Below are 26,996 nucleotides of genomic sequence, written 5' to 3'. Positions count from 1 at the left end.
TGCTGCATAAGGGGCGGTAGGTTATCAAAGCCATTAATGGCAAGTTTTATAATGAATCAACGTGGATAGGGATTTGTAAGGTTATTTAAATAAATTGGCAAAATAGGGAAGATAGGAGCGTGTTAAACGCCCCTATTAAATTAGAGTGTATTAAAAGTCATAGTTAAAGCTTAGAGTAAGCCTTCTACCATCTAATACAACGCCATAAGTCTCGTTGGTAACTACACGGTCTGTTACGTTATATAAGCCAGCCATGAGTTTTAAGTCATCAGTAATCCAATAACGAGCACCTATATCCATCATGGTGTAACCCGGAGTGCCATCACTTAGGCTGGTACGACTTAAGTAGTCGGTTGTTTCGCCACGATAATTTACACGGCTCCATAAATTTACAGTATCGCTGGCATCCCAATTTAAGCTAATGTTAGCCATTTGCTTTGGTATTTTATTTAAAGGCTCGCCTGCAAAGTCACCTGTTTTTTGCTCAGAATCAGTGTAAGAATAGTCGCCTTTAACACGTAAACTTTGGTTAATACGGTAGCTTATCGTTGCTTCTAACCCTTGCATCTGCGCTTTTGAGATATTTTTTTGCGTACTTAAAAACTGATAGGTATTGCCGCTGAATTCACATTGGTAGTTTTCAAAGTCATTCCTATCAATATTTTCGCTAACACAGTATCTATCTTCTGCAATTTTATCATCAAAGTTTGTCTGATAAAGCGTTAAGCTAGTGGATAGACCTACTTTGGGGTCGTTATAAATAAAACCTACTTCGTAGTTTACGCTGGTTTCAGGCTCTAGATCAGGATTACCTATGATCAAGGCACGTGAAATTGATGTCCCATCTGCAGATAAATTAGGCGACCCGCCGCCACCAGTACCGCGTCCAAAGCCAGCTGTGGCTTGAGAGAGTGAAGGTTGCGTATACCCGGTAGAAACACCGCCCTTAATAGTAAAATTATTAGTGGTATGCCAGTTGGCATACAGGCGGGGTGACCAATGCGAGCCAAATTGTTCATCGTTATCGTATCTTAAGCCTGTTGTTATGGCTAAGTCGTCAATAAAGTTCCACTCAACCTCTGTGAATAAAGCACCAATCCACCGATCTACCGTGTCACTTGCAATAGCAACATTAGCATCAAGTAAACCGTTGGTTTCATCAACGAGCTCTTCTGTTTTATAGCGTGCGCCAACAGTATAAATGTGCTTATCGCCTGCGTAAGTTGCCGAACTATTTAGCGTGATCACTTCTTCTTTTTTATCTTCATTTTGAACACGTTCCGATAAGTCTTGCTGAAGATACGTATTTGTAGTTAGCTTGCCATAATTACCATTATGAGTAACTACATACATTTGCTTCTCATATTCGTATTGAGACCCTTCGGCATCAGCCGCAATAGACTCACCTGGCGTATGCTTAAAATCAATGTTTGATGTATTGTAAGCTAAGCTCATTCGGTTTTTAGCATTTACAGCCCAATTAAATTTTACACCTAATTGCGTTGTATCCGAATCAGGGCGGCTTGCAGCAGAGTCTCCACCGCCTGAATAACCACTTTCATCGGTATGCTGTAAAGACCCTGTAAGCTCAACGCCTAATACGTCTTTTATTAAAGCGCCGCCCAGATAAAAGTCACTATTGTACTCATCATTACTTACATCATTCATCGATGAGGTATAACTGGCCGCCAAACTGCCTGACCAGTGTTGAGGGGCTGCACGGGTAATAATATTAATTACACCCCCCATTGCCTCTGAGCCATAAAGCGATGACATAGGGCCGCGAATAACTTCTACACGCTCAATCATTGCAAGCGGTGGAATACCAATTTGTTTGCCTCCATCGGCACCGTTGGTATTGACAGAGCGACCCGCTGAAATAGGGCGGCCATCAACAAGGTATAGGGTGTACTGATCATCCATACCACGAATACTAATATCTTGCATATTACCGCCCCCACTGACGTATACGCCGGGTATATCGCGAACAGCATCCACCACAGTGGTATAAGACTGTTTACGTAACTCTTCTTGTAATATGACCGAGATAGAAGCAGGGGCGTCTATAATTTTTTGTTGGTAACCGGTTGCTGTTACAACCATTGTTTCCATTTCGTTGTTATTTTCTGTGGCCGAAGCTCCCATGGCTAAAGGGACAAAAATAGCCAAAGGCAACTTTTTACAGGTCAATGGTGCTTGCTTAAACAATGAGCGGTTGCACATTAAAATGTTCTCCTTTACGTGTAGACCTTTATTTATAAAGTGCAAATGATAATTCTTATTGTTATCATGTAAAGAAAATTGAATGGAACAATGTGTTGCAAAAGCCGCAACACATTGCACTCGTTTGTTTATGACAAACAGGTTTAACTGTAGGTATAAGCCTGTTTTTTATTTCAAACGTTGCAGGAGGTTATAGTGTTACAGTTTAAAGAATTACATAGTTTTGTGTCTGTTGTTAGTTCGGGCAGTTTATCAAGTTCTGCAAAAACGCTTCAGTTATCTAAATCAACTCTTAGCCGACACCTAAAAAATTTAGAGCAAGATACAGGTTATACTTTATTAAAAAGAATGCCTAAAAGCTTAGTCCCTACGGAGGCAGGGCTGCGCTTTTATAGTTATTGCGAGCAAATACTTCGCATTGCTAATGAGGCCAAACATGAACTAGCTACACTCGATGAAAAGATACAAGGCGAGGTGGTTGTGTATGTTGATAATGGTTTATTAAGAGGTTGGCTAGGCGATGTGGTTGCTCAGTTTTTAACGCGCTTTCCTGATGTGAGCGTGACTTTAAAAACAGATATAAAGGCAAATTCAAATCAGTGGCGAGATCATATTTTACTTTGTATGGGCTCTCTCCCAGAGACCAGCCAACGCCAAGAAAAACTCTGCATGTTATGGCAAGGAGTATTTGGTAGTAAAGAGTATTTTAGCCGTAACGGCTACCCACAATCACCGGAAGATTTGATAAACACACAATGGCTTCAATTACTTGGGAATAAAAGCGAGCAGCTAGTGATGACTGATCAGCGTGGGACAACATTAAGTGTGCCGGTACCTTCATCACGTATTCAGTCTGATCAGCTCGTGTTACAGGGGGATGCAATAAGCCATGGGCATGGGCTGGGTTTATTACCACTGTGGCAAGCCAGCATGCGGCTCAATGCTCACCCTGGGTGTTTTGAGCGTTGTTTAAACGACTGGGTAGCGGATCCACTGCCTATTTGGCTATGTTACCCATTTGGTAAATTAGCGAAAAAGCAACGCGCCTTTATAGATCATATTAAAGGTAATTTACCTAAAGCCTGGAACACTGAAATATGCCAAAGTATGTAATAGTAATTAGAGTATGTTGAGCTTTTAAGTTAACTTCTCATCAGTCTGTTTGGTATTTAGGCAAAGTCGAGCCTATCTCGTTATTCCCTATAAATAGGCGCTAACGTCGTATTAACGCCAAACAGCCGCTGCCCAAAGGGTCTCCCTGGGGACTATTTACTCTTAGTAATTCGGCTTTTGCTTAATCCATCATGTTACAAAAATCGCACTGTGATTAAATAGCCCCTAGTTTAAACAAATTTTAGTCCGCAAAGATCAACAGACCCTCACAAACGCGAAGAAGTGTCTTAGTGTTCTAGAAACTGCAACGCAAAAAACCGCTTTCATACCCAATAAAACAAATACGACTCATTATCATTTTTAGGTGTGCGTGATAGCATGGCCTACCAATTACCTATACTTACACAAAAGGAAATAGTAATAATGTACGGTCAATTTTTAAATATACTTATAATTTTAGTGTTCGGCTTTTATTCAGTGGCAAGTTTTGCCAACTACCCTTTAACAATAGAGCATGCAGGAAAGAAGCCTGTTGTTATAAAACAAAAACCTAAAAAAGTGGTTGTTTTTGATTTAGGTGTACTCGATACCATAACAGCGCTTGATGTTGAAGTAACCGCTGTAGCTAAGGGCGTGTTCCCAGATTATTTGGCAGGTTATAACACCTCTGATAAAGCAATAGCGGGTAGTTTATTTAAACCCGACTATGCAAAGCTAAAAGATATAAAACCTGACCTTATTATTGTGGGTGGCCGAAGCCGTAAGACCCTTGATAAATTATCGGGTATTGCGCCAACTATTGATTTAACCGTTAATGCCGATAGCTTTGTGCCTAGCGTTAAAAGAAATGTTTTATTACTGGGCAGTATTTTTGATAAAAAACAACAAGCAAAGTCACTGTGGGAAAAGCTAAACAGTAAAATCCTAACTTTGCAGGCTAAAGCAAAAAGTAAAGGTGCAGGGCTAGTTTTATTTACCGTAAAAGATGTGTTTATTGCACATTTACCTGGCGATAGGTTTGGTATGGTGTATGACCTGTTAGGTATTCCAAGCGTTGGTAAAATTAATAAACAAACCGACAGTAAAGCAAATAAAAAGCAAACTAAAGCACAAAAAGCCAAACATGCTGCAACCCTTACAAAAGCATACATAGAAAAAAAACCTGATTGGTTATTTATACTCGACAGAGGGCTAGCAACCGCAGGACAAAGTAATATTAAGCAAGCATTAACTAGTTCACCTTTTATAAAAAATTCCAACGCTTGGCAAAAAAATCATGTTTATTATCTAAATCCAACACAATGGTACGTAGTTACTGGTGGATACACGAGTGTACTTAACACGGTTAATGATCTAAATACACTATGGTAAGTAACAAGCCCAAAAGTGCACACTATTAACTCAGCATACTTTGAGTTTATGGGCTGATTTTAAGTTATACATACGCTGATCCGCTAAGGTTAAACACTCGGTATGGTTTTGGCATTCATCGCTTGATGCTATGCCATAACTAATACCTGATTGCGGCCATTGACGCTGTATAGTGTTATGTAATGCTTTGAGCTTTTGGGTGAGCGTGGTTTTAAGCTGGGGGAGGTGTGATTTGTTTTTGACTTTACATAACCAAATAAATTCATCGCCCCCGGTTCTAAATACGGTGCCGTCTTGCGCTAAATAGTGTGTCATTAATTTTGCTGCATTAATTAAAAACGCATCCCCTTTGGCGTGCCCAAGCCCATCGTTTATTTTTTTTATTCCATCACAATCTATAAACACAATGATGTAAGCACTATGTGCAAGTTTAACCAGCTCATCATCTAATAATAATCGGTTGCCAACTTGGGTTAGAGGGTCAAAGCGAGATTCATACAATAAGGTATTAAACGCTTGATGCTTTAACTTCAGCCACTCAGATAAAGATAATAATATACACACGCAATCTATTGCTAAAGCGATCAGCACAAAGATTTCTGCTGATGTTGCATTTATTAAATTAAAATGAAACGCAACGTAGACTACTAATGAGAGGCTATAGAGCACATTGCCAAATAAAAAGTACTTGGCTCTAAAATCGTTCAGGCTAAGCATAGCAAACCCGGTAGTTAAACTAAGCGTAACCCATATTGCTGCTAAAAAATGCGCGGTATAAAACACCACATAAAAGGGCATTAATAGACTGCAAACGCCACATACAAAGGCAGTAATAGAGAAGTATTTTAATGCGCGTGTCAGCTTGTTTGTTTTTTCTTTATAAAAGTTAAATAGGTAGTAGGTAAATGCGCCAGCGCAACTCACAGCAAAGGCGAATAAATACATACCTAAGTAATGTTTATTAAAAGTGGGACTGGCGTAAACTGCATTGACAGCACCTGAGGCAAACGCCCAACCAAAGCCATGTAAACCAACATAGCCAGCACAAAATAAGGCCACTTTTTGTTTTACATTTAAAAACATTACCAAGGCCAATATTGCTAAAGTAAGCATGACTGAAATAGCAATAAGGCTTATTGAGTTTATATAAAATTGATGATGTAAAAATGCACCCTCATCTAAAATAGTCAGATCAACTGGGGTAGGGTAATGTTTGGCTTCTAAATATATCCACAAATAGCCCTTGCTTGGTTCAAAAAAGGGCAGTTTAAATGCCTGACCATGCATTAAAATGGCCTGTTGGTTTACATGAGTCTGCGAAAAATCAGCAAGCTTAACTATATCCCCCTGTTCGGTTTGCCAAAAGGCTAGGCCAACATCGATAAAATTGGCCTGAGGAAGCACATACCAATCACCAGTGGCGGGGCTATTTAGTGCCACTTTTGTCACTACAGCGCCACTTTTACCGAGCAAACTACTTGTTTCGGTACCGTTTTTATGTGATGTAATAACTTGCTGTGCAGAAGGAGGCGTATTGAATGCTGTAACAGGACGCCACAGGTTATCATCCTCTATGGTAGTGTTATTGTTATTAAGTGGATAAGAATGTGTTAGCGGGCTAAAAAAAGCACAGAAAAAAAATACTGTTAATATACCAGCCCGCGCCATGCCTAAACTCACTATAAAAACCCACTAAGCGATTATAATCAAATTGTAAACAAATAGTATATAAATCAAACAAAATCATTGCATTTAAATAATGACTAAATTTGACCTTGAATAACAAAATGAATTAATAAATAAGTAATATGAGGGCGCTTTTGTTGACACGAATTTATAAACACCGCGGGTGTTTGCATTCATAGCTAGGATTTAAAGTAGGTAGCGCTCGAACCAACTGAGCTATGGTTGAACTATTAATTGGTTAATTAATTTGATTCAGTGGAATGAATAATTTTGGTAAGACTGAGTGGATTCAAACCACCGATTTCGGCGTGGGCACAGGGAGTAGGTATCGCTTTAATCAACTAAGTTGTAGTTGAATCTATTAATTAATTTTTAGTGGTAAAAATAGTTTTCTAAATAGCAAATAATGCGCTAAATCAGGTGTCCTTTGTGATTTACATTGGTCTTGAAGGTTAGGGTCGTGTCACCTTGCTGAGGAACCCCTACGAATGCATTTAGAATCTGTTTGCCTATGTTTCGATTTTCAAATAGGAGCCGTCGTTGGCATAAATATTTAAAGGTGCATAGTTACTTGGATTTGATATCTCAAGGTCGAAATTTTTAATCAAATTCTCAGTCACATGATAGTGAGTAGTCATAAGTTTAGTCATATTAATAAGGCTGCTTTTATCATGAAATTGAGTTGATTTTATTTATAGGTTTACTACAGCTTACCAGCAGTAACGCACCAAAGTTTAATATTATAATATAGTGTAGCTCCTTAACTATTATATTTTTTAGCACCATAAAAGCTTTTCTATTATTGTTGAAGTATTTTTTATTGAGACACGCATAACATGTTAGTCATGCCTAAAGTAGGAGAAATTGACCATAATGCACTGTGTATTGTTAAAAATATTTTGTTAACAATTTGTTTGTTTTGTCTTTTATTTGTACTAGTCTGTATTGGTCACATTGTGTGACCAAAATGACAACATCTAACTTTTAAGAGGCAAAAATGAAAAATAACCTTTTGTTGATCGGCTGTGTTTTAACATCTACAAATTTAATGGCCAACGATTGGGATGCAATTCCATTACCAGTCGCGCCTGACAATGGTAAAGTCTGGCAGTTACAAGAAGCCTACTCAGACTCTTTTAATTACACAGGGAAGCCGGCGGCATTTACCAGTAAATGGAACGATACCTACTTTAATAGCTGGACAGGTCCAGGCTTGACCTATTGGCAACGCGATGAGTCTTGGGTCTCTGATGGTAATTTGATTATAAGTGCTTCACGTCGTGCAGGTACTGATCAAGTCAATGCTGGGGTGATCACTTCAAAAACGAAAGTCACTTTCCCAATCTTTTTAGAAGCCAGTATTAAGGTGAGTAACCTAGAGTTATCTTCAAATTTTTGGTTGCTTAGCGATAATGATGAACGCGAAATTGATGTACTAGAAGTATACGGTGGTGCGCGTGATAAATGGTTTGCTAGAAACATGTCGACGAACTTCCATGTTTTTATTCGCGATCAACAAACAAATCAAATAATCAGTGATTACAATGACCAAACCCATAATACGCCAAGCTGGGGAACATACTGGCGAGAAGGCTTTCATCGCTTTGGTGTGTATTGGAAAAGTCCAACAGATGTCACATTTTATATTGATGGCCAGCAAACGCCAGATGGTTCTTGGGCACAAGTGGTCATGAAAGACAAAGACTACTCTGGGGCTACGTTAAATAAGAACACACATAATATGGATCAATCTGCTTATATTATTATTGATACTGAAGATCATGATTGGCGCTCAGAAGCGGGTAATATTGCAACTGATGCAGACCTAGCTGATGACAGTAAAAATAAAATGTACGTTGATTGGGTGCGCGTGTATAAACCCGTAAATGCAGCAAATACAAGCTCTGTTACTAGTGGCGCGCAAATTAAAGCAAAACACAGTCAAAAGTGTATCGATATTAAAAACGGTGCAATGAATAACGGCAGTACTTATCAGCAATGGAATTGTAATTCTAATAACGAGAACCAAGCATTTGAGCTCGTTGAACTCACAAATAACGAATATGCTATCAGCTCACAATTAACTGGCTTGTGTATGCAAATTGCTAACTCAAGTACCTCAAATGGCGCTGGGGTTGAACAGTGGGTGTGTGATCACACAAAAGCCAATCAACGCTTTACTCTCAATAGCACGGGTGATGGCTACTTTGAGCTTAGAGCAAGCTTAAGTAATAAATGTATTGATATAGCTGGTAAATTACAAACCAATGGCGCGTCAGTTGTGCAGTGGCAGTGTTATAACGGCGATAATCAACGTTTTCAGCTGATTGAGTAAAAAGCAGCATATTTTTTACAAACGTGAAATTGTTAACAATTAATTGTTATTGGTTTTGTGTTGTGTAATTATTCTACATAGTACCTAACCGCTTTTATTACAAAAGCGGTTCTTTCATAATAAAAGAATAGGCTTGCTATGAAAAAAACACACAACAATATTTATATCTCATCAGTACTACTGCTAGGCACTATGTTGTCAGGTTGTACTAATAATCAACTCGAAGAAAACACGCCCGTAGTCGACACAACAAAAAAAGAGCACATGCTGTGGGATTTCGAAAAACCTGAATACCAGTCTTTTTTACAGCATCACAATACCACGACTAAGCTAATTGAACAGCAAGGTAATCATAAGTTACAGGTTATATTTGCAGCCAAAACTCATCACGAAAGCGATATTGAATTTGTAAATAGCTCAACGTGGAATTGGCAAGCGTTAGGCAACTTTGCTTTTGCACTTGATATAGAAAACCCTGATAAGGCATCTACTCAGTTATATATAAAAACAGTGGATGATAACGGTAGAGCACAAAGTCGCAGTGTAGTGGTGCCAGCTGAATCAAATAATACTTATTATATTGAGTTAAAAGGGGCAGATTTAAATACAGAGTCGGGGATACGCTCCAACCCGCCTAGTTGGCATAGTCGTTATACCCCGGTATTGTACCGAGGGGGTGAAAAGAAAATTGATGTTAGTAAAGTAACCAAGGTGATGTTTGGCACAAAAGGTTTGTTAGCGGATAAGCAATTACTAATCGATAATGTAAGACTAATCAAGCCAACTAACTTTGACACCGAATACCTAGTAGGCTTGGTGGATGAGTTTGGCCAAAATGCCAAGCGTGATTTTAGCAACAAAGTTTCATCCACAGAGCAATTACTTGCAATCTCAGCGCAAGAGCAAATACAACTGAAAAAGTCACCTGTTGAGGGGCGCTCAACGTTTAGTGGTTGGCAAGCAGGGCCAAAACTTAAAGCAACTGGCTACTTTAGAACCGAAAAGTACCAAGGCAAATGGAGTTTAGTTGACCCGCAAGGTTATTTATTTTTTTCAACCGGTATAGCCAATGTACGCTTAGCGAATACCACTACAATTACAGGTTACGACTTTGACCAAAAGTACATTACGCAAAGGGCGGCGGGTGATCTGACTCCTGAGGATTCAATCGGCTTAAATACGGCACCAAAGGCTGCGTGGCCATCACGTTATATCAGCTCTGAGCTGCGCGCTAACATGTTTAATTGGTTGCCTGACAGTGATGATCCTCTTGCCGACAATTATGGCTATCGCCGTGAAGTGCATAGTGGGGCAGTTAAAAAAGGTGAAACATTTAGTTTTTATCGAGCAAACTTACAGCGCAAATACCAAACACGTGATGAGCAAACATTAATGAAAAAATGGCGCGATACCACGACAGATCGTATGTTGTCGTGGGGGTTCACCTCGTTTGGTAACTGGCTTGATGATGATTACTATCAGCAAAACCGACTTCCTTACTTTGCCAATGCTTGGATCATCGGTGATTTTAAAACAGTAAGCAGTGGTAATGATTATTGGAGCCCGTTACCTGATCCATTTGATCCTGTTTTTATTAAGCGCGCGGATATCACCTTAGCAACCGTGGCAGCGCAAGTGAACAATAGTCCATGGTGTGTTGGTGTTTTTATTGATAATGAAAAAAGCTGGGGCATGATGGGCTCAGTTAATTCGCAATATGGATTAGTGATCAACACATTATCTGTAGATGCAACACAAAGCCCTACTAAAGCTGAATTCGTAAAACTGATGAAAGATAAGTACCAAGATATAGCTGCTTTGAATGCTAGCTGGAACAGCAGTATTGCATCGTGGCATGAGTTTTCTAGTGGCATTACAGTCAAAAATATCAACAAGCAAGTCGAAGCTGATTTTTCCACTATGCTATTTCATTATGCTAACCAATATTTTGCCGTGGTAGAGCAAGCAACAGCAAAACACTTACCAAACCATCTCTATATGGGAGCTCGTTTTGCTGACTGGGGCATGACGCCAGAAATTCGTAACGCAGCAGCTGCTCATGCTGATGTGGTTAGCTATAACTACTACCGAGAAGGGCTCAATGATGATTTTTGGCACTTTTTAGCAGACATTGATAAGCCAAGCATTATTGGTGAATTTCATAATGGGGCGTTAGATTCTGGGCTATTAAACCCAGGGCTTATTCATGCCGAGTCGCAACACGACCGCGGTGTTAAATACCAACAATATATGTATAGCGTGATCGATAATCCATATTTTGTCGGGGCACATTGGTTTCAATATATAGATTCGCCATTAACAGGGCGTGCCTATGATGGCGAAAATTATAACGTTGGCTTTGTTAATGTGGCAGATATTCCTTACATGCCCCTTGTTAATGCTGCTAAAGAAGTTAATCAGCAACTTTATCAACGCAGGTATACAAATAATGCTAACTAGTTATATTCAGGCTTGGGTAGTGCTTACAGCTGTGCTTATTAGCACCGCTGTAGATGCAGAGCCAGTGATAAAACAAGGCCCGTATGAAATCTACGATAACAGGGCGTTGCAGGTTTTAAATTTAGATACACCAATCGAAACACTGGCTACCGGCTTTGAGTGGCTTGAAGGGCCTGTATGGGTTGAAGACGGCGGGTATTTGTTGTTTTCAGATATTCCCACCCACCGAGTCTATCGCTATCAGCCTGAGCAAGGTGTGCACCTTTATTTAGCCGATAGCGGTTACTCAAATGGCCTAGTCCTGAATAACGACAATGAGTTGGTGTTATTACAATCACGCTCACGAAAAATTGTCACTATGGCATCGTCGGTTAATGATCCAAAAACAAACTATCGCGAATTATTGAGTCGTTATCAAGGGCAACAGCTCAACAGTCCAAACGATGGTATTTTTAATCAGCAAGGTACTCTATTTTTTAGTGATCCCCCTTATGGACTGGCTAAGCAGCTTGATGATCCCGCTAAAGAGCTAAGCTTCCAAGGGGTATATTCATTGAATGCAAAAGGCCAACTTAATGTGCTTGATAAGCAATTAATTTACCCAAATGGGGTTGCGTTGTCTGGGGATGAAAAAACACTGTATGTGGCGGCATCAAACCCTGATAAACCCGCTTGGTATCGATATCAATTAAACCAAGATGGTACTGTTAAAAATAAAGCGTTATTTTATCAATTGCCCGCAGTGGCAGATAACAGCCATGGTCTACCGGATGGATTAAAAATTCATCCCAGTGGGATTATATTTGCAACAGGGCCTGGTGGGCTTTGGTTGTTTGATGAATACGCTCAGCTATTAGCCAAAGTATCATTGCCTACCATCAGCGCAAATTTAGCATTTAATGCCCAACAAAACCGTGTGTACATAACCGCTCATACACATTTACTGACATTTTCTTTAAACACTGATCTTCAATAGTCGTTTAAATCACTAGCAAGTTAAGTGGTTGCTGCTTAACTTGCTAGGCCACTCTTAGCTGCACGTCTACGGCAAAGTTATTTTCATTTTATTAACTATATTACCTTTACAATAAATTTATGTTGTTGTAGATTGTTAACAATAGACAGTATCTTGTAAACTAAACTGGTGGCTAGATGAGAGATTCATTGCGAGCAATAAAAAATATAAAAGTAGAGTATTACCAAATTCCTCTCGCTGAGGTGTTAAGTGATGCTAAACACGGTGATCATACTCATTTTGAAGTTATCGCAGTGCGTGTAATGACCAAAGACGGTTACGAAGGTATGGGTTACACCTATACTGGCGGTAAAGGTGGCCGCGCTATTTATTCGTTATTAAATGACGAAATTAAACCTGGTTTGATCGGGGCTGATTCATCAGCAATTATGTCAATTTGGGATAAGCTACAGTGGGACCTACATTACGTAGGCCGCGGTGGTTTATTAAGCTTTGCAATCTCTGCAGTAGATATTGCATTGTGGGATATCAAATGTAAACGCTTATCAGCACCACTTTGGCAAGTTGCTGGTGGACACAGAGATAAAACCGCGTGTTATGCCGGTGGTATAGATCTTAACTTTGATCAGCAAAAGCTACTTAAGAATATTCAAGTTTACTTAGACCGTGGTTTTAATGCGGTAAAAATTAAAGTAGGCAAACAAGATTATAAAGAAGATGTGGCACGAGTGGCCGCCGTTCGTGAGCTAATTGGTGCTGATAAAACGTTAATGGTTGATGCTAATTACTCGATGAATGTAGAACATGCTATCCGTTTTGCAAAAGCCATTGAGCAGTTTGATATAACCTGGTTTGAAGAGCCAACAATTCCAGATGATTACAAAGGGTTTGCACGGATTGCGCAAGCGACCTCAATTCCTTTAGCTATGGGTGAGAACCTACATACATTACATGAATTTGGTTATGCGATTGATCAAGCAAAACTTGGTTTTTTACAACCCGATGCCTCAAATATCGGCGGTATCACAGGGTGGTTACATGTTGCTAGTTTAGCGTATACCCACAACTTGCCGATTTGTAGCCACGGTATGCATGAATTACATGTATCGCTATTGGCTTCACAACCTCATGCGGGATTCTTAGAAGTACACTCATTCCCGATAGATGAATACACCACGCGACCATTGCAACTTGATAACGGCGAAGCCTGTGCACCAGATTTAATTGGTACCGGTGTCGAGTTTGACGCGCAATTAGTTAAGCCTCATTTAGTTAAGCAATCATAAGGTATTTACCATGCAAGCAGCAGAATATATTGGCAATAAGTCATTTCGCATCGTCGAAGGAAAACAAGTAAAGCCACAAGCGGATGAAGTACGTTTAGATGTTGGTTTTGTTGGCATCTGTGGTACCGACATGCATATTTATCATGGCGTAATGGATCAGCGCGTTAACCCACCGCATACCATAGGTCATGAAATTTCAGGTGTGGTTGCAGAGCTTGGTAGCAATGTGACTAACTTAAAAGTGGGTGATCGTGTCGTTGTACGCCCACTTGATTACTGTGGTGATTGTCCTGCATGTAATGCCGGTCATAGTCATGTATGTCATAACCTGAAATTTATGGGCATTGATTCAGTTGGCGCATTTCAAAATTCATGGACAGTAAAAGCGCGTACTATTCATAAACTACCTGACAACGTAACACTTGAGCAAGGCGCATTAATTGAGCCTTTATCTGTTGCCTGTCATGATATTTCGCGTTCACGCTTAAAAGCCGGTGAAAAAGCAGTGGTGATTGGCGGCGGTCCAATTGGTCAATTAGTGGCTTTGGTTGCTAAAAGTGTCGGTGCTGACGTGTTGATCTCTGAAGTAAATAACGAGCGTCGTAAGTTTTCTGCGCGTTTTGATATTGAAACCATCAACCCACTAGAACAAGACTTGCAAGAATATGTGTCTAAATGGAGTGATGGCAAAGGCGCTGATGTTGTTTTTGAAGTATCGGGTGTGCAACCTGCAGTTGAAGCTATGACCCAAATTGCAGCAGTACGTGGCCGTATTTGTATGGTTGCTATCCATTCTCAAAAGCCGCCAGTTGATTTGTTCCAATTCTTTTGGCGTGAACTAGAGCTTGTTGGCGCACGTGTTTATGAAGATGCTGATTTTGAAATGGCGATTGATTTAGTTGCTAGCGGCAAAATTGATTTAGAACCATTTATTACTTCGGTCAGTGAACTGGCTGATATTAGCTCAGCGTTTGCTAGCATGGACAATAACCCTACGGGTATGAAAGCCCTTGTTTCTTGCCAAATTAAGTAATGGAAAATAACATGTTAGATAAATTTAGTCTTAAAGGTAAAACAGCATTAGTCACAGGTTGTAGCCGTGGTATTGGTAAAGCAATGGCCCTTGCATTGGCTGAAGCCGGCGCTGATGTAATTGGCGTATCAGCGAGTTTAGCAAAATCAGGATCAGATGTTGAAACGCAAGTGCTTGCTCGTGGGCAAATGTTTTATGCTTACCAATGTGATTTTTCTAATCGTGAGAGCTTATATGCTTTTATAAATGATGTGAAAAAAGAACACCCTCAAATTGATATTCTAGTCAATAACGCAGGCTCAATTTTACGTGATCCGGCGGTGGAGCACAGTGATGAATATTGGGATAAAATCATTGAGATTAACTTAAATTCACAATTTATTTTAAGCCGTGAATTAGGCAAAGAAATGGTGGCTCGTGGGCAAGGTAAAATTATCTTTACTGCGTCATTATTAACTTTTCAGGGCGGTATTACTGTACCTGGTTATGCAGCAAGTAAAGGGGCGATTGGTCAATTAACCAAAGCACTTGCTAACGAGTGGGCCAGTAAAGGTGTTAATGTGAATGCCATTGCACCAGGGTATATTGCCACTGATAATACCGAAGCATTAAGAAATGACCCTGAGCGTGCAAAATCGATTCTAGATCGTATACCACAAGGTCGTTGGGGAACACCTGATGACTTTAAAGGGCCAACCGTATTTTTAGCATCAGATGCCTCAAACTACATGAACGGTAGTGTTCTATTAGTTGATGGCGGCTGGATGGGACGATAAAACCATGACAATAAAAAACAATGTAAACTTTATAAATGGTGAGTATATTAGCTCATCAAATAGCGACACCATCAGCGTGCTTTCACCAAGTACCGGCGAGCAAGTGGGTGTCATTCCTAAAGGCAGTATTGAAGACGCACAACTTGCGCTTGAAACGGCCACGGTAGCACAAACTCAGTGGGCACAAAAAACACCGCGTGAACGCGCTACAATTTTACGCCGTTTTGCCCAAGGTATTCGTGATAATAACGAGCGCCTTGCTGAGCTGTTAGTCCAAGAGCAAGGCAAGTTAATTGATGTTGCGCGTATGGAAGCCAATGTTACAGCCACATTTATTGAATATGCCTGTGATAATGCGTTGACGATCAAAGGGGATATTATTCCTTCTGACCACGAAAACGAAAAAATCTACATTCACAAAGTGCCCCGCGGTGTGGTAGTGGCAATCACAGCATGGAACTTTCCTTTGGCATTAGCGGGGCGTAAAATTGGTCCTGCGCTTATTACTGGTAACTCAATAGTAATAAAGCCAACCCAAGAAACGCCATTAGCTACTATGGAGCTAGGTGAAATTGCTAATCAAGCAGGTATTCCGCCAGGTGTGATTAACATTGTTAATGGTACGGGCTCAGTTGTTGGCCAACACTTATGTGAAAGCCCGCTGACAAAGTTAATCACCATGACTGGCAGTACCCGTGCTGGGCAAATTATTCATCAAGCCAGTGGTAAAAACTTAACACCAGTGATGCTGGAACTTGGCGGCAAAGCGCCGTTTATTGTTATGGAAGATGCTGATCTTGATAAAGCCGTTGATGATGCTGTGGTAGCGCGTTTTGCTAACTGTGGTCAAGTTTGCACCTGTGCTGAGCGCTTATATGTGCACAGCGATGTCTACGATAGTTTTATAGAAAAATTCATTCCAAAAGTGCAAGCCCTTAAAGTAGGTGACCCAATGGACCCAAGTTCAGATATGGGGCCTAAGGTCAATCAAAGTGAAATTAATAATATTCACTCAATTGTTGAAAAAGGCATTGCACAAGGCGCTAAGCTTGTAATTGGTGGTAAAGTTGCCACAGTAGCAGGTTTTGAAGGCGGCAATTGGTATGAACCAACGGTACTGGTTGATGTTGAGCAAGACAACATTTTAGTGCACGAAGAAACTTTTGGGCCGGTATTACCAATCATCAAAATCAACAGCATTGATGAAGCCATTGCTTATACCAACGACAGTGAATATGGACTCTCAGCATACTTATACACTAAATCTATGGAATACATTCATCGCTCAATTGCAGAAATGGAAGTGGGTGAAGTGTATGTTAACCGTGGTTTAGGTGAACAACATCAAGGTTTCCACAATGGCTGGAAGCTAAGCGGTATGGGTGGTGAAGACGGCCAATACGGTTTAGAACAATATCTTGAGAAGAAAACCGTTTATTTAAACGAGCAGTAATTAGGCAGGGTGGATTCTCTCACATTTGCCCACCAAAAGCCGATGCAAACGCATCGGCTTTTTTGTGCCTGAGAATTTATTAACGTCATGCTAAAAAGAACATGAAGCTACCATTTTTTAATCTATTTTGTGTATTTAAGCCAAAAATATCGGACTAGTATGGTGCATCAAATTTACATTTTTGGTCGTAAGGTATTTAAGCATGACAGCAAAAGTTACAGGTGTGAGTGATTTTCCTGATGTATTCAAAGAGCAACGTAGTACATCGGGTATTGGGCAAATGGACGATCAGAATGATCCCGTAAATATGCTCTTAGGTTTAAAAAATGTACGAAAAGCCGCGCATAATTGTGCGGTGTTTCAGTCAGGTGCTAAACCTGGGCGGATTGTTATTCCATCTGAAGTGGCAATTCGTGAAACCCGACAAATTCCTTTTGAAGTCGACCCGCCAGAGCATGCTGGCTTTCGTGAGTTATTAAACCCATGGTTTAAACGCCCGTTAGATGATACGTATCAAGCTAGTTTACAGCAGATCATTGATGAAACAATTGACAGTGCTTTACGTGCACAATCACTGGATATTGTGAGTGAGTTTGCATTGCCCCTGCAATCGAAAGCGCTGACGTTGTTATTAAATACCACGATGGATAAAGCGCAAATCTGGATTGATTGGGGCACTCATGTATTTCGCAGTGAAGACAGTGATTTAGATGGCGATAAAGCTAATATTCTCTATGACTATATTGATAATGAAATAGATAATGCCATTGCTAATCCTAGTGACGACTTGTACTCAGTATTACTTGCCGCGCAAGTGAATGGTCAAAAAATGACGAAAGAGCAAGTTAAAGGCGTCATGATCCTAACCTTTGCTGGTGGCCGCGATACGGTAATAAATGCCATCACTAATTCAATTGCTTACTTTAGCGAAAATATCAGTGACTTACAGCGTATTCATGCTGAGCCTGAAATCATTAATCGTGCTGTTGAAGAGCTTATTCGTTACTTCTCACCATTAACACAAATGGGTCGTGTTGCAACCGAAGATACGCAAGTCTGTGAGCATGCAATAAAAGCGGATAGCCGTATATCACTATGTTGGGCATCGGCCAATCGCGATGAAAGCGTGTTTAAAAACCCAAATAACGTTGATTTTGATCGAAAAGTAAACCCTCATGTGAGTTTTGGCTTTAGTCATCACAACTGTTTAGGGGCCACCCATGCACGACAATTATTACGTCAATTAGTGTTATCAATGGCAAGTAAAGTAGCCAGCATAGACATAATCAAAGCCGACGAAAACATTGAAAAGCTCGGTGAGTTTTCACGCAAGGTAGGCTTTAACTACCTACAAGTCAGTATAAAAGCAAAGTAACGAACACTGTAGAAAGTGCAAAAACATAAGAGGATAGAACGATGGCTAAAGTAATTTTTATGACAAAAACCAATGGCGCTGTTGAGGTTGAAGGGAGCAGCGGCTCATTGATGGAGTTAGCTACCGCTAATGGCGTTGCAGGTATTGATGGTGACTGTGGCGGCGTATGCTCATGCGCAACATGTCATATTTACGTTGCGCCAGATGATTTTGAAAAAATAGGCGCACCAGATGAAATTGAAAGCGACATGCTAGAACTTGATGATAACGTGACTGAATTTAGCCGTTTATGTTGTCAAATTGAAGTCTCTGAAGAGCTCGATGGCATGACCTTTGTTGTTGCTAACTAGATAGTTGGGTGATTTATTATGCAAATTATACACTCACCAACGCATTCAATTGATTTAAATGTAGTGATAATAGGCGCCAGTCACGCAGGTGTAAACCTTGCGTTTAATTTACGCCAGCAAGGTTGGCTTGGCAGTATTACCTTAATAGATAGTGATCCAGAGTTACCTTATCACAGACCGCCATTGTCTAAAAAAACATTGCAAGCAAGTAACTCATTATCAACACCACTTAAAGCTGAAAAAGCCTACAAAGATAACAATTTAGTACTGCGATTAGGGCAAACAGTGACAGCCATTGATAAGCAAGAAAAATTAATTATCCTAGATGATGACAGCTGTATTACGTTTGACAAATTGGTGCTAGCGACGGGGTGTTCTGCTTTTATTCCGCCCATACCTGGGTTGAGCGATACCCTTGATGAGGCGGGTAACCCTCAGTATTTTGCTATGCGAACGTTTGCGGATGCCCAAGCGATTAAAGCGGCTTTAAAAAATAGTACCGACAAACAGGTTGTCATTATTGGTGGCGGTTATATTGGGCTTGAATCAGCGTCATCATTTGTTGCATTAGGCGCTGATGTAACCGTGATTGAAAAGCAAGACAAAATATTATCACGTGTTACCTCAAGTGTGATGTCTGACTTTTTAACCCAGCTGCATATAGATAAAGGCGTAGCTTTACACACAGGGAAAGACGTTGTCGAAATACAACACCAAGGCAATAAACACTTGGTTGTGTGTAGCGATGGTACGCATTATCCCGCAGATTTTATTTTAGTCGGAGTCGGCGTTAGGCTAAATACACAATTGGCCAGTGATGCGAGCTTGGCGATAGAGCAAGGTATTAAAGTGAATGATGTTTGCCAAACGTCTCACCCTGATATTTTCGCAATTGGTGATTGTACAACGCACTTTAGCAAACTTTATCAACGTTGGATCCGCTTAGAGTCAGTACAAAATGCTGTTGATCAAGCTAAATCTGTGGCGCAGTGTCTAACGAATAAAGCGCCCTTAGCTCCTGCGGTTCCTTGGTTTTGGTCGGATCAATACGAGTACAAATTGCAAATTGTTGGTTTGTCACAAGGGTATGACGAATTAATTGTTCGTGAAGAATCGCCGACACAATTTTCGGTTTGGTATTTCAAGGCTGAGCAATTGTTATGTGTTGAAGCGGTTAACAATAGCAAAGCCTATGTACTGGGTATGCAAGCAATTAAACAAAGTTTACTGGTTAATAAACAGGTATTAAAGGACACCACAACGGCGCTTACAAAAGCATTATTACTAAGTGAGTAGCTGGCTTTAGGGCTGTAATTGCTGGCGATATTGTTGCCGATATTGGTAGGGGGTCACTTTGAAGTGATGCTTAAATTGCTTAATAAAATACGACGGGCTGGAAAAGCTTAAATCGTACGCTATTTCGGTCACCGATACATCTGTTTGTCCTAGTAGACGTGCAGCGCTGTATAGTTTGTGTTGCATAAGGTAATCAGAATAAGGCACTCTAAAGTGCTTTTTAAATACCCGCGAAAAATACGACGGTGATAAATGACAAAGTCCTGCAGCTTGCTCTAGTGACAGGGTTAAGCCGTGATTTGTTTTAAGTTCATTAATTATCGGTGCCAGCTTTTTAAAGCTGGCTGAGCCGCTTAATGGTTTTTGCTGCTCCGATAAGCTGCTTTTACCGTATTCGCACACCATCGTAATTAAGCTATTAAACAGTTGAGTACAAGTTTTACTTTTAGGGTTTTCGTTAAACTCACTCAGCATCCACGCGAGTAATTTATGAATTCTTTTTTGTATTTCAATGCTAAAGCTCAAATGTAAACCGGTTTTAAGTAACTCAGTAAACTCACTTAAGGCAGGATCGTCAAGGCATTCAGGCATAAATTGCACTATGTACCAAGATTTAGAGCGAGGTTTGAGCTCAAAGTCATGGGTTTCCATGGCGGGGGTAAACACGGCTTCATAATCAGCTAATGTTGATTCACCTTGATGGTAAAAATAAGTGCCATCGATACGTTCAAAAAATATAAATTCATGCACTTGATGAAAGTGCATAAAACACGAATAAGCATCGTGCTGAAGATAACTAACGTGATGAACTTCAAACTCGTAGCCGTCTTTAATAGAAAACGGTTCACAATAGATTGTTGTCTTTGGCATATGGTTTATTGTTAACAAAGTATAATTGAGTTTAGCGCGCATTATTTATTGCTGCAATGATTGTGTAACAGCCGCGCATGCTTAATTTAAATAAAAGGCAATATTATGAAATTAAAATTTTTATGCCCTTACTGGGGTTGTGAAGGGATTGCAGCCGATGAATTTGTAGCAAAGGTACTTGATGCTGGATTTGCTGGGGCAGAAATTAACTTTCCAGCAGATGAAAAGTTTATCAGTGGAATTCAACGTGCCGCCAATGAAGATAATTTTAGTGTGGTAGCACAACAATGGCTTGCACCTAAGGTTGAATCGTTTGCACAATACCGCGCTAAATTTAATGCGAGATTGCGCTTTCTGGCATCACTCAATCCAGTGTTTATAAACTCACATACCGGAAAAGACTTTTATAGTGTTGAACAAAACAGCTTGTTACTCAATGATGCTTTAGCGTTAGAGCGTACTTTGGGTATCACAATTACTCACGAGACTCACCGAGGACGGTTTAATTTTGCAGCATTTGCCACAGTGCCGTATCTTCAACAATTTCCAGCTCTAAAATTAAATGCTGACTTCTCCCACTGGACTAATGTCAGTGAAAGTTACTTAGAGGAACAACAAGAGTCACTAAAACTCGCGCAACAGCACAGTTATTATATTCACGCTCGAGTAGGTAATACTCAATCAGCACAAGTGAATGACCCATTTAGCCATCAATGGCAGGAAACATTAAATGTATATGTGCAATGGTGGCAACAGATCATAGATTTAGCTAAAGCACGCGGCCAGCAAATATTTTATATCTGTCCAGAGTTTGGCCCTTGGCCTTATATGATTAATGAACTCAACTCAAATAGACCAATGACCCAACAATGGCAACTAAATGTAGATATGAAAGATTACCTAAAACAGCACTTAATTGTGTAACTAGGTACTACATTTTAACGACCGGCTAAACTTATAGAAGCCGGTCATATTAGCGTTTTCGCTATTTATCGTAGCGATTTTCGTACATGGTAGAGGTAACGTCTTTTACCGCTTGAATCATTTCAGGGTAGGGGATGTCAGTGGTTGTGACAAAGCCTATATTGGCGTTTTCACCATCAAATGCCCGCCCAGATACGGGTTCATCAACATATTGGAACCAATGAGCGCCAACCATGTAGGGTTTTTCGAGTACGCTTTGCATGTAATTTTTATACATAGCAGCACGGTCTGTTTGATTTGCAGCGTGAACAATACCAGGGTTAAACAAACCAGAGTCAGTAGCTGTACCAATATGGAATTCGCCAATTACAACCGGTAGGTCAACATCTTCTAAAAATTGCCAGTAATGATCTTGCATACCTTCCTCGTAAATATTAAAGCTCAATACATCCGAGTATTTTACCGACGCTTTAATAATTTCATCTGGCATGCCCCAGTTAGCCATGCGAGCACCCATGTATAAATGATTAGGAAGCTTTTTAGCTAATGTACCATTGACTACTTTAAAGTATTGTTCGCCTAGCATTTCTAACATTTTCGATATGTCGGCTATTTGTGCGTCAGTGTAGGTAGTAAACGTAACGCCATTATTAAGTTCATCCCAACTTGTAATATCGCTTTGCCATGCTTTATTTAGTGCATTTATTGAGGTGTACTTTTGTTTAAGGTGTGTTGCAAATGCGTGTTTAGCTGGGCTTTGCTGTGCATCTTTTGATAGGGCATCGAGTATGATGCCGTAGCGTTTTTCTACGCTGCCTTCACGTTCGCCCCAACTTTTTTCGTTATCGATAAATATGCCTATACACCATGGTGATGATTTAATGCTTTTAGCTATGGCATCAATGGTAATTTCTGCGCGTTTTTTAAATTCAGGATCATAAAAATCGGGCATCAGTCCCCAGTGATTAGTATGTCCAGAGAGTGTTTTAAAGTCGCCGATAATCCAACCATTGGCAAAATAGGGCACTGATTCTTTATCGTAAAAAGCTGGATCGACCCAGTTGCCAAATGATGTAAAACCCCAATCCTTCATGCGATCAAGTGTTACCTCATGCCATTTATCTAAATATGATTTAGGTGATGTTTCGCCATAGCGACGTTGTAAGTTTGCACGGTAAAAACTATATGTTTCGCCATGTGCAACAGGGCCTTTATGTGTTGAGCGTCGGTAACTGTAGTGCTCGCTAAGTGGCTCATTGTAATCGGGCAGCCATTGAAACATATTATGACGAAGCTCAGAGGTAATAAAGCGGCTTTGGCGAGCGTCATCTGAGACTTTAATGATCCCCATCGAATCTTCAGGGGTGATCTCATCGCTACTGCGATTGCGGACCGAATCATCTTTGAAGTCTACGCCGGTAATGGTGGTAAGATTAGCCATGCGTACATTGGCTGGGCCATGGGAGAAAAATAAGTAGCCTTCAGGGTCAACCATCCACCATTTACCGTCTACTTTTTCAGTTCTAAAATAGCCTGTGGCCTCTAATTTAGGGCCTTTGGCATAACCACCAAATCGAGAGCGGTCGCTCATGCCTTTGGATTTTGCAAGTTCAGCTAATTCAATATCAGCCAAACGTTTAAGCTGCTCATCTGAGGTGATAGTTAACGCATTGGTTTGTTTTGTGTATTGACCATATTTATCAAGTATATTGACCATCCAATTGGGATCGGATGGTGGGTTTTTTCTCAGTTTGATATCACCAATTAATATTGACTTATCTTCTAACACACCGATAGTGAAGAGGTTCATTGCACTAATCTTTGTGAAGTCTCCGCCATCATCACGCCAAGAGCGCCACACCATTAATCGATCATTTGTTTGCCAAGGTGGTGCATCTCCCCACATACCAGTATTGGTTTGGGCTTCTTTACCATCTAAAGGAAAATAGACAGTACCTGAGTAATTCGCCGGTAAACTAACCGAGCGGCTTTGTAGTTGCCCTTCTGGATTTTCTATTGAGAGGTAAACGTGTACAGAGCTGGCGCTGGTATTTTCAACGTCAAAAGCCACGTTATAGTTATTAAACGATGATAAATCCCAAGGACTGGGTGGGGCTATTTTTAGTTCAGAAATATTTCCCTTTGCAGAAAAATTTAACGCTAACTTATTACTATTTGCAGACTCAATGAATTGGTGCGATGTGTACTTATCGAAAAACCAGCTTTGCTGTTGTTGATTTGAAAAATCAACCAGTTTAGTTAATGTTTCAGCTTGATAGAAAGGATCCACTGGGGTGTTAGCTGCGCGCTCTTGCACAGGTGTTTTATCTGTATCGCTACACCCATTGGCAAAAATACAGGCTAAACTGAGCGCGATTAAGTTAACAGTCAGTGAAGTGTTAGTTGTTGTCATAATAGTTTTGATCCTGTTGTAAACTAGAATGGATAACATACGATCATTGTTAACAATAAACAATGATCGTGTTCACTTTTATTGCATTAATTCTGTTTTATTAACTTCATAGGATAACTATTTGACGAGTTCCATTGGCCAACATAAAGATTGTCATCTTGATCAACACAAATACAGTGTACATGGTTAAATATTTGCCAATCTGTTTGCATTGGCTGTAATTCGCCTTCTATATATACAGGTTGTGGCGCACCCAAGTTAGCCACTATTTTATTTGATTGATCAAAAATACTGATAAAACCAGAGTCATCGGCATTACGCTCGTCAATATGCGACCAACACACCGGAGCGTAAAATAGTTCACCTTTAAAAACTGGCCCACCAATATATGCGCCGCTCGCGCTTATTTTTGAAAGGTATTCACCTTGTAGAGAAAACACTTTTAAGCACTGTTCAAAACGTGAACTGACAATTAAAGTCGGGTTGTTGGCATCACGTAAGTCAACCTCGATGCCATGGGTATTATGTAAGTTGTAGTTAGTATCGCTGTTATCATGCCCACCCCAGTGCTTGATATACCGGCCGTGTTTATCAAAGTGCAGTAAAAAATCACTGCCGTAACCATCAGTAACGTATAAATCACCATTTGGAGCTATGGCTATATCAGTAGGGCGAAAGGGCTGCTCAGGCGTATAAGCACCGTATGTTTGCGGGTGGCCAATGGTGTAAACAAGCTTGCCATCTAAAGTCATTTTCGCAATAAATCCGGCTTGTGGAATGACATTATTAGTCGGGCTATCCCATTGCTCTTTGCTGTGACCATCCCAATGACGATTAACAATCCAGCCACTGTCTACAACATATAAGAATTCTTGCTCACCTTCTTTGACAATTTTTAAAGCATGGCCGCCAGGAAAGAGTGTGCCAAAAGCATCGAGTAGTTCACCTTGTTGTGAATACACCAAAATATTATTTTGGGTATTATCAGTGATCATAAAAATACGCCCTTGTGCATCAATTACCATGGCGTGGCAGTTTTCGATTGGGTACTGCTGAGGATCGAGTTTGCCCCAATGCGCATCTACTTTATATTTGAATTTGCCGTGACCAATCATTTTACCATGGGGATCTTGGCCGTTTTTAGGGAATGGGTGCGCAATTTGCTGTTTTTGTTTTTCAGTTAGGCTACAAAGCATTGGTTTTTCCAAATTAAAAAAAACAACTCAAGAAAAGGGCTAATAATCAATGAGTTGGTTTGGCTAGAATTACGGATGAACAGTTAAGCCGGTTTCCAATTCAAAATGGCATCGTCGTTAACCGGTTCTAATGGATAATAAACAGCTTCGTTTTCTTTAAATGATTGATTAGTGATTGCGTTAAATGCGCAGATCATTGACCAACGCGGCTCTGCAGCACGGTTTTGGTTTGATTTATGTAATAAATTACAGTGAAAAAACAACACATCACCAGGTTCAAGCTCTACATTGACCAGCTCATGGTATTTCATTGCTTCTTCAACAAACTCTAAACAGGCACCTTTTTGATCCCCCGTTTTACTATGATCAAGTCGGCCTAAATGATGCGAGCCTTTTAGAACTTGCAAGCATCCATTTTCGATAGTCGCTTTATTAATGGCCACCATACAGCTAATCGCTTTCGGGTAAAGCATGTAGTTATCGCGATGCCAGTAACCAAAGTCTTGATGCCACTCCCAAGCGCCGCCAACAAACGGTTCTTTCATCATTATTTTAGTACTTGTATGATAAACCTCTTCCCCAATCAGAGTTTCACATACATCAACTAAACGACGGCCACGTGAAAACATACTGTAAAAGTCATCACCGGTTTTTTGCCACAAGCACACTTTACTCACTGCACCATCAGCGTCTTTTTTATGCCATGCTCGCTCGTATAGCGAATCATCATTAAAGGCGGTTTGCTGTAAGCGTGCAATTTCTTGTTCGTCGTAATAGCCTTTTGCAATAACGTAGCCGTCTCGATGAAAGTCAGCAATTTGTTGTGGTGTGAGTTGTCTATTCTTCATAAGTGGGTTTCCTGTAAATGACTACTTGTTGTAAATTGTTGACAATAATGAGTTGGATTTATGAAGTGGTCAAGCTTGAATTTATATAAAAATATGATATTCATATATAAATAACGGTGATGTCGATTAACTAATTGTTTCTAGATAAATTCAAATATTGTGGGTTAGAAAAATTATTTTTATATTCATATATGAATATCGCGAATTGTCTTGTTTTTGCATGGTTGGGTGGATAATGAACACTAAAGTAAAAAGTAAATACGCGGTACCTGCGTTAGATAAGGGGCTAGATATACTTGAGTATTTAGTTCTTAAAGGTAGTACTTGTTCACAAAGTGAAATAGCGACAGGGCTTGGTCGTAGTGCAAACGAAATTTACCGAGTGCTGGTTGGTTTAGAGTCTCGGGGCTATTTAATACGGGATGAATTTTCGGGGCGTTATAGTTTATCTTTAAAGCTGTATAATTTATCTCGGTCTATTTCGCCGATTGATCAAGTGCGTCAATGCGCCATACCTTACATGGAAGATTTAGCGGTGAGTTTGGGACAGTCATGTTATTTAACTATGCTGTATCAAAGCCAAGCCATGACGGTAGTACAAGCTCGCAGTCACAGTGCAATGCACTTAAGCATTGCAGAAGGATCATTATTTAAGCTAAGTAAATCAACGGCGGGTCAATTATTATTAGCAAATAGTAACGAGCAAGTTCGTGGTATGTTGATTGAACATGATGCAAGTTATAGTACGTTAAAATCTAAAGCGCTAAGCCAGTTGCAACATGAACTCGATGTTATTTGTACACAAGGCCACCTTGTACAGAGTAATCCTTTGATCACCGGTGTTGATGATTTTTCTGTGCTGATAGGTAAACCCCAAGCAAAATTGATAGCTGCACTGACTATTTCATCTTTTGATGCAGAATTAACATCAGCAGTGAATGCCCAAGCAATGCTCGAAGAGCTTAAAAGTACTGCAAGCAAGATTACTGCTTTACTAAACAATTAAACTGGT

General features: G+C 40.1%; 20 protein-coding genes. 14 read left to right on the top strand and 6 right to left on the bottom strand.

Annotated elements, in window-relative coordinates:
- Positions 1-150: 150 nt before the first annotated feature.
- On the bottom strand, positions 151-2,223 hold the full coding sequence (locus tag AN391_RS04960; RefSeq protein WP_055014360.1) for a TonB-dependent receptor domain-containing protein: 2,073 nt from the start codon (positions 2,221-2,223) through the stop codon (positions 151-153).
- Between the two features lie 195 nt (positions 2,224-2,418).
- On the opposite strand from AN391_RS04960, the gene AN391_RS04955 reads away from it, so the two are divergent.
- Complete coding sequence (locus tag AN391_RS04955; protein ID WP_004586768.1) at positions 2,419-3,336, top strand: LysR family transcriptional regulator; 918 nt, start codon at positions 2,419-2,421, stop codon at positions 3,334-3,336.
- A 423-nt stretch (positions 3,337-3,759) separates the two neighbouring features.
- Positions 3,760-4,707 carry a siderophore ABC transporter substrate-binding protein gene (locus tag AN391_RS04950; RefSeq protein WP_055014359.1) on the top strand — a complete coding sequence of 316 codons (948 nt, stop codon included), beginning with the start codon at positions 3,760-3,762 and terminating at the stop codon, positions 4,705-4,707.
- A 30-nt stretch (positions 4,708-4,737) separates the two neighbouring features.
- Here AN391_RS04950 and AN391_RS04945 read toward each other — a convergent pair whose 3' ends face one another.
- Positions 4,738-6,387, bottom strand: coding sequence for a diguanylate cyclase (locus AN391_RS04945; RefSeq protein ID WP_055014358.1), 1,650 nt, complete (start codon positions 6,385-6,387; stop codon positions 4,738-4,740).
- Positions 6,388-7,390: 1,003 nt separating this feature from the next.
- Here AN391_RS04945 and AN391_RS04940 point away from each other — a divergent pair.
- The 10 genes from AN391_RS04940 (at position 7,391) to AN391_RS04895 (ending at position 19,733) form a co-directional block, all read left to right on the top strand.
- Entirely contained in the window at positions 7,391-8,728 is a 1,338-nt protein-coding gene (locus AN391_RS04940) for an RICIN domain-containing protein (RefSeq protein WP_055014357.1), read from the top strand.
- A gap of 138 nt (positions 8,729-8,866) precedes the next feature.
- Positions 8,867-11,188, top strand: a complete 2,322-nt coding sequence (locus tag AN391_RS04935; RefSeq protein WP_055014356.1) for a hypothetical protein — start codon at positions 8,867-8,869, stop codon at positions 11,186-11,188.
- On the top strand, positions 11,178-12,164 hold the full coding sequence (locus AN391_RS04930) for an SMP-30/gluconolactonase/LRE family protein (protein WP_082429298.1): 987 nt from the start codon (positions 11,178-11,180) through the stop codon (positions 12,162-12,164). Before AN391_RS04935 ends, AN391_RS04930 begins: the two co-directional genes overlap by 11 nt.
- Before the next feature lie 176 nt (positions 12,165-12,340).
- Positions 12,341-13,450, top strand: coding sequence for a mandelate racemase/muconate lactonizing enzyme family protein (locus AN391_RS04925; protein ID WP_055014355.1), 1,110 nt, complete (start codon positions 12,341-12,343; stop codon positions 13,448-13,450).
- Between the two features lie 10 nt (positions 13,451-13,460).
- Complete coding sequence (locus AN391_RS04920) at positions 13,461-14,483, top strand: zinc-binding dehydrogenase (RefSeq protein ID WP_016709222.1); 1,023 nt, start codon at positions 13,461-13,463, stop codon at positions 14,481-14,483.
- 11 nt (positions 14,484-14,494) lie between these two features.
- Positions 14,495-15,259: an SDR family oxidoreductase gene (locus AN391_RS04915; RefSeq protein WP_055014411.1), complete on the top strand. Its 765-nt coding sequence runs from the start codon at positions 14,495-14,497 to the stop codon at positions 15,257-15,259.
- 4 nt (positions 15,260-15,263) lie between these two features.
- Positions 15,264-16,712 (top strand): aldehyde dehydrogenase, encoded by a 1,449-nt coding sequence (aldA, locus tag AN391_RS04910; protein WP_055014354.1) that lies wholly within the window; start codon positions 15,264-15,266, stop codon positions 16,710-16,712.
- A gap of 202 nt (positions 16,713-16,914) precedes the next feature.
- Entirely contained in the window at positions 16,915-18,087 is a 1,173-nt protein-coding gene (locus AN391_RS04905; RefSeq protein WP_055014353.1) for a cytochrome P450, read from the top strand.
- A 41-nt stretch (positions 18,088-18,128) separates the two neighbouring features.
- Entirely contained in the window at positions 18,129-18,437 is a 309-nt protein-coding gene (locus AN391_RS04900; protein ID WP_055014352.1) for a 2Fe-2S iron-sulfur cluster-binding protein, read from the top strand.
- An 18-nt stretch (positions 18,438-18,455) separates the two neighbouring features.
- On the top strand, positions 18,456-19,733 hold the full coding sequence (locus tag AN391_RS04895) for an NAD(P)/FAD-dependent oxidoreductase (RefSeq protein WP_055014351.1): 1,278 nt from the start codon (positions 18,456-18,458) through the stop codon (positions 19,731-19,733).
- Between the two features lie 6 nt (positions 19,734-19,739).
- Here AN391_RS04895 and AN391_RS04890 read toward each other — a convergent pair whose 3' ends face one another.
- Complete coding sequence (locus AN391_RS04890) at positions 19,740-20,603, bottom strand: helix-turn-helix transcriptional regulator (RefSeq protein ID WP_235576469.1); 864 nt, start codon at positions 20,601-20,603, stop codon at positions 19,740-19,742.
- A 105-nt stretch (positions 20,604-20,708) separates the two neighbouring features.
- Between AN391_RS04890 and AN391_RS04885 the strand changes: the two genes are divergently transcribed.
- On the top strand, positions 20,709-21,527 hold the full coding sequence (locus AN391_RS04885) for a hypothetical protein (protein WP_055014350.1): 819 nt from the start codon (positions 20,709-20,711) through the stop codon (positions 21,525-21,527).
- Positions 21,528-21,588: 61 nt separating this feature from the next.
- Here AN391_RS04885 and AN391_RS04880 read toward each other — a convergent pair whose 3' ends face one another.
- From AN391_RS04880 to AN391_RS04870, 3 genes are all read right to left on the bottom strand, one after another.
- A complete protein-coding gene (locus tag AN391_RS04880) occupies positions 21,589-23,940 on the bottom strand; it encodes a beta-galactosidase (protein WP_055014349.1) in 2,352 nt (783 codons plus the stop codon).
- An 86-nt stretch (positions 23,941-24,026) separates the two neighbouring features.
- On the bottom strand, positions 24,027-25,136 hold the full coding sequence (locus AN391_RS04875) for a hypothetical protein (protein ID WP_055014348.1): 1,110 nt from the start codon (positions 25,134-25,136) through the stop codon (positions 24,027-24,029).
- An 83-nt stretch (positions 25,137-25,219) separates the two neighbouring features.
- A complete protein-coding gene (locus tag AN391_RS04870) occupies positions 25,220-25,984 on the bottom strand; it encodes a phytanoyl-CoA dioxygenase family protein (RefSeq protein WP_055014347.1) in 765 nt (254 codons plus the stop codon).
- Between the two features lie 235 nt (positions 25,985-26,219).
- Here AN391_RS04870 and AN391_RS04865 point away from each other — a divergent pair, with 235 nt between their 5' ends.
- Complete coding sequence (locus tag AN391_RS04865; protein WP_055014346.1) at positions 26,220-26,990, top strand: IclR family transcriptional regulator; 771 nt, start codon at positions 26,220-26,222, stop codon at positions 26,988-26,990.
- Positions 26,991-26,996: the final 6 nt, after the last annotated feature.

The sequence above is a fragment of the Pseudoalteromonas sp. P1-13-1a genome, assembly GCF_001401875.1.
Lineage (GTDB): Bacteria > Pseudomonadota > Gammaproteobacteria > Enterobacterales > Alteromonadaceae > Pseudoalteromonas.
Note: the sequence above shows the minus strand (reverse complement) of the source record. Positions and strands in the feature narration are given on the sequence as shown.

Coding starts and splice junctions, on each gene's coding strand:
- AN391_RS04960 (WP_055014360.1), bottom strand. CDS start 2,223: ATGTGCAACCGCTCATTGTTTAAGCAAGCACCATTGACCTGTAAAAAG.
- AN391_RS04950 (WP_055014359.1), top strand. CDS start 3,760: ATGTACGGTCAATTTTTAAATATACTTATAATTTTAGTGTTCGGCTTT.
- AN391_RS04940 (WP_055014357.1), top strand. CDS start 7,391: ATGAAAAATAACCTTTTGTTGATCGGCTGTGTTTTAACATCTACAAAT.
- AN391_RS04935 (WP_055014356.1), top strand. CDS start 8,867: ATGAAAAAAACACACAACAATATTTATATCTCATCAGTACTACTGCTA.
- AN391_RS04930 (WP_082429298.1), top strand. CDS start 11,178: ATGCTAACTAGTTATATTCAGGCTTGGGTAGTGCTTACAGCTGTGCTT.
- AN391_RS04925 (WP_055014355.1), top strand. CDS start 12,341: ATGAGAGATTCATTGCGAGCAATAAAAAATATAAAAGTAGAGTATTAC.
- AN391_RS04920 (WP_016709222.1), top strand. CDS start 13,461: ATGCAAGCAGCAGAATATATTGGCAATAAGTCATTTCGCATCGTCGAA.
- AN391_RS04915 (WP_055014411.1), top strand. CDS start 14,495: ATGTTAGATAAATTTAGTCTTAAAGGTAAAACAGCATTAGTCACAGGT.
- aldA (WP_055014354.1), top strand. CDS start 15,264: ATGACAATAAAAAACAATGTAAACTTTATAAATGGTGAGTATATTAGC.
- AN391_RS04905 (WP_055014353.1), top strand. CDS start 16,915: ATGACAGCAAAAGTTACAGGTGTGAGTGATTTTCCTGATGTATTCAAA.
- AN391_RS04900 (WP_055014352.1), top strand. CDS start 18,129: ATGGCTAAAGTAATTTTTATGACAAAAACCAATGGCGCTGTTGAGGTT.
- AN391_RS04895 (WP_055014351.1), top strand. CDS start 18,456: ATGCAAATTATACACTCACCAACGCATTCAATTGATTTAAATGTAGTG.
- AN391_RS04890 (WP_235576469.1), bottom strand. CDS start 20,603: ATGCCAAAGACAACAATCTATTGTGAACCGTTTTCTATTAAAGACGGC.
- AN391_RS04885 (WP_055014350.1), top strand. CDS start 20,709: ATGAAATTAAAATTTTTATGCCCTTACTGGGGTTGTGAAGGGATTGCA.
- AN391_RS04880 (WP_055014349.1), bottom strand. CDS start 23,940: ATGACAACAACTAACACTTCACTGACTGTTAACTTAATCGCGCTCAGT.
- AN391_RS04875 (WP_055014348.1), bottom strand. CDS start 25,136: ATGCTTTGTAGCCTAACTGAAAAACAAAAACAGCAAATTGCGCACCCA.
- AN391_RS04870 (WP_055014347.1), bottom strand. CDS start 25,984: ATGAAGAATAGACAACTCACACCACAACAAATTGCTGACTTTCATCGA.
- AN391_RS04865 (WP_055014346.1), top strand. CDS start 26,220: ATGAACACTAAAGTAAAAAGTAAATACGCGGTACCTGCGTTAGATAAG.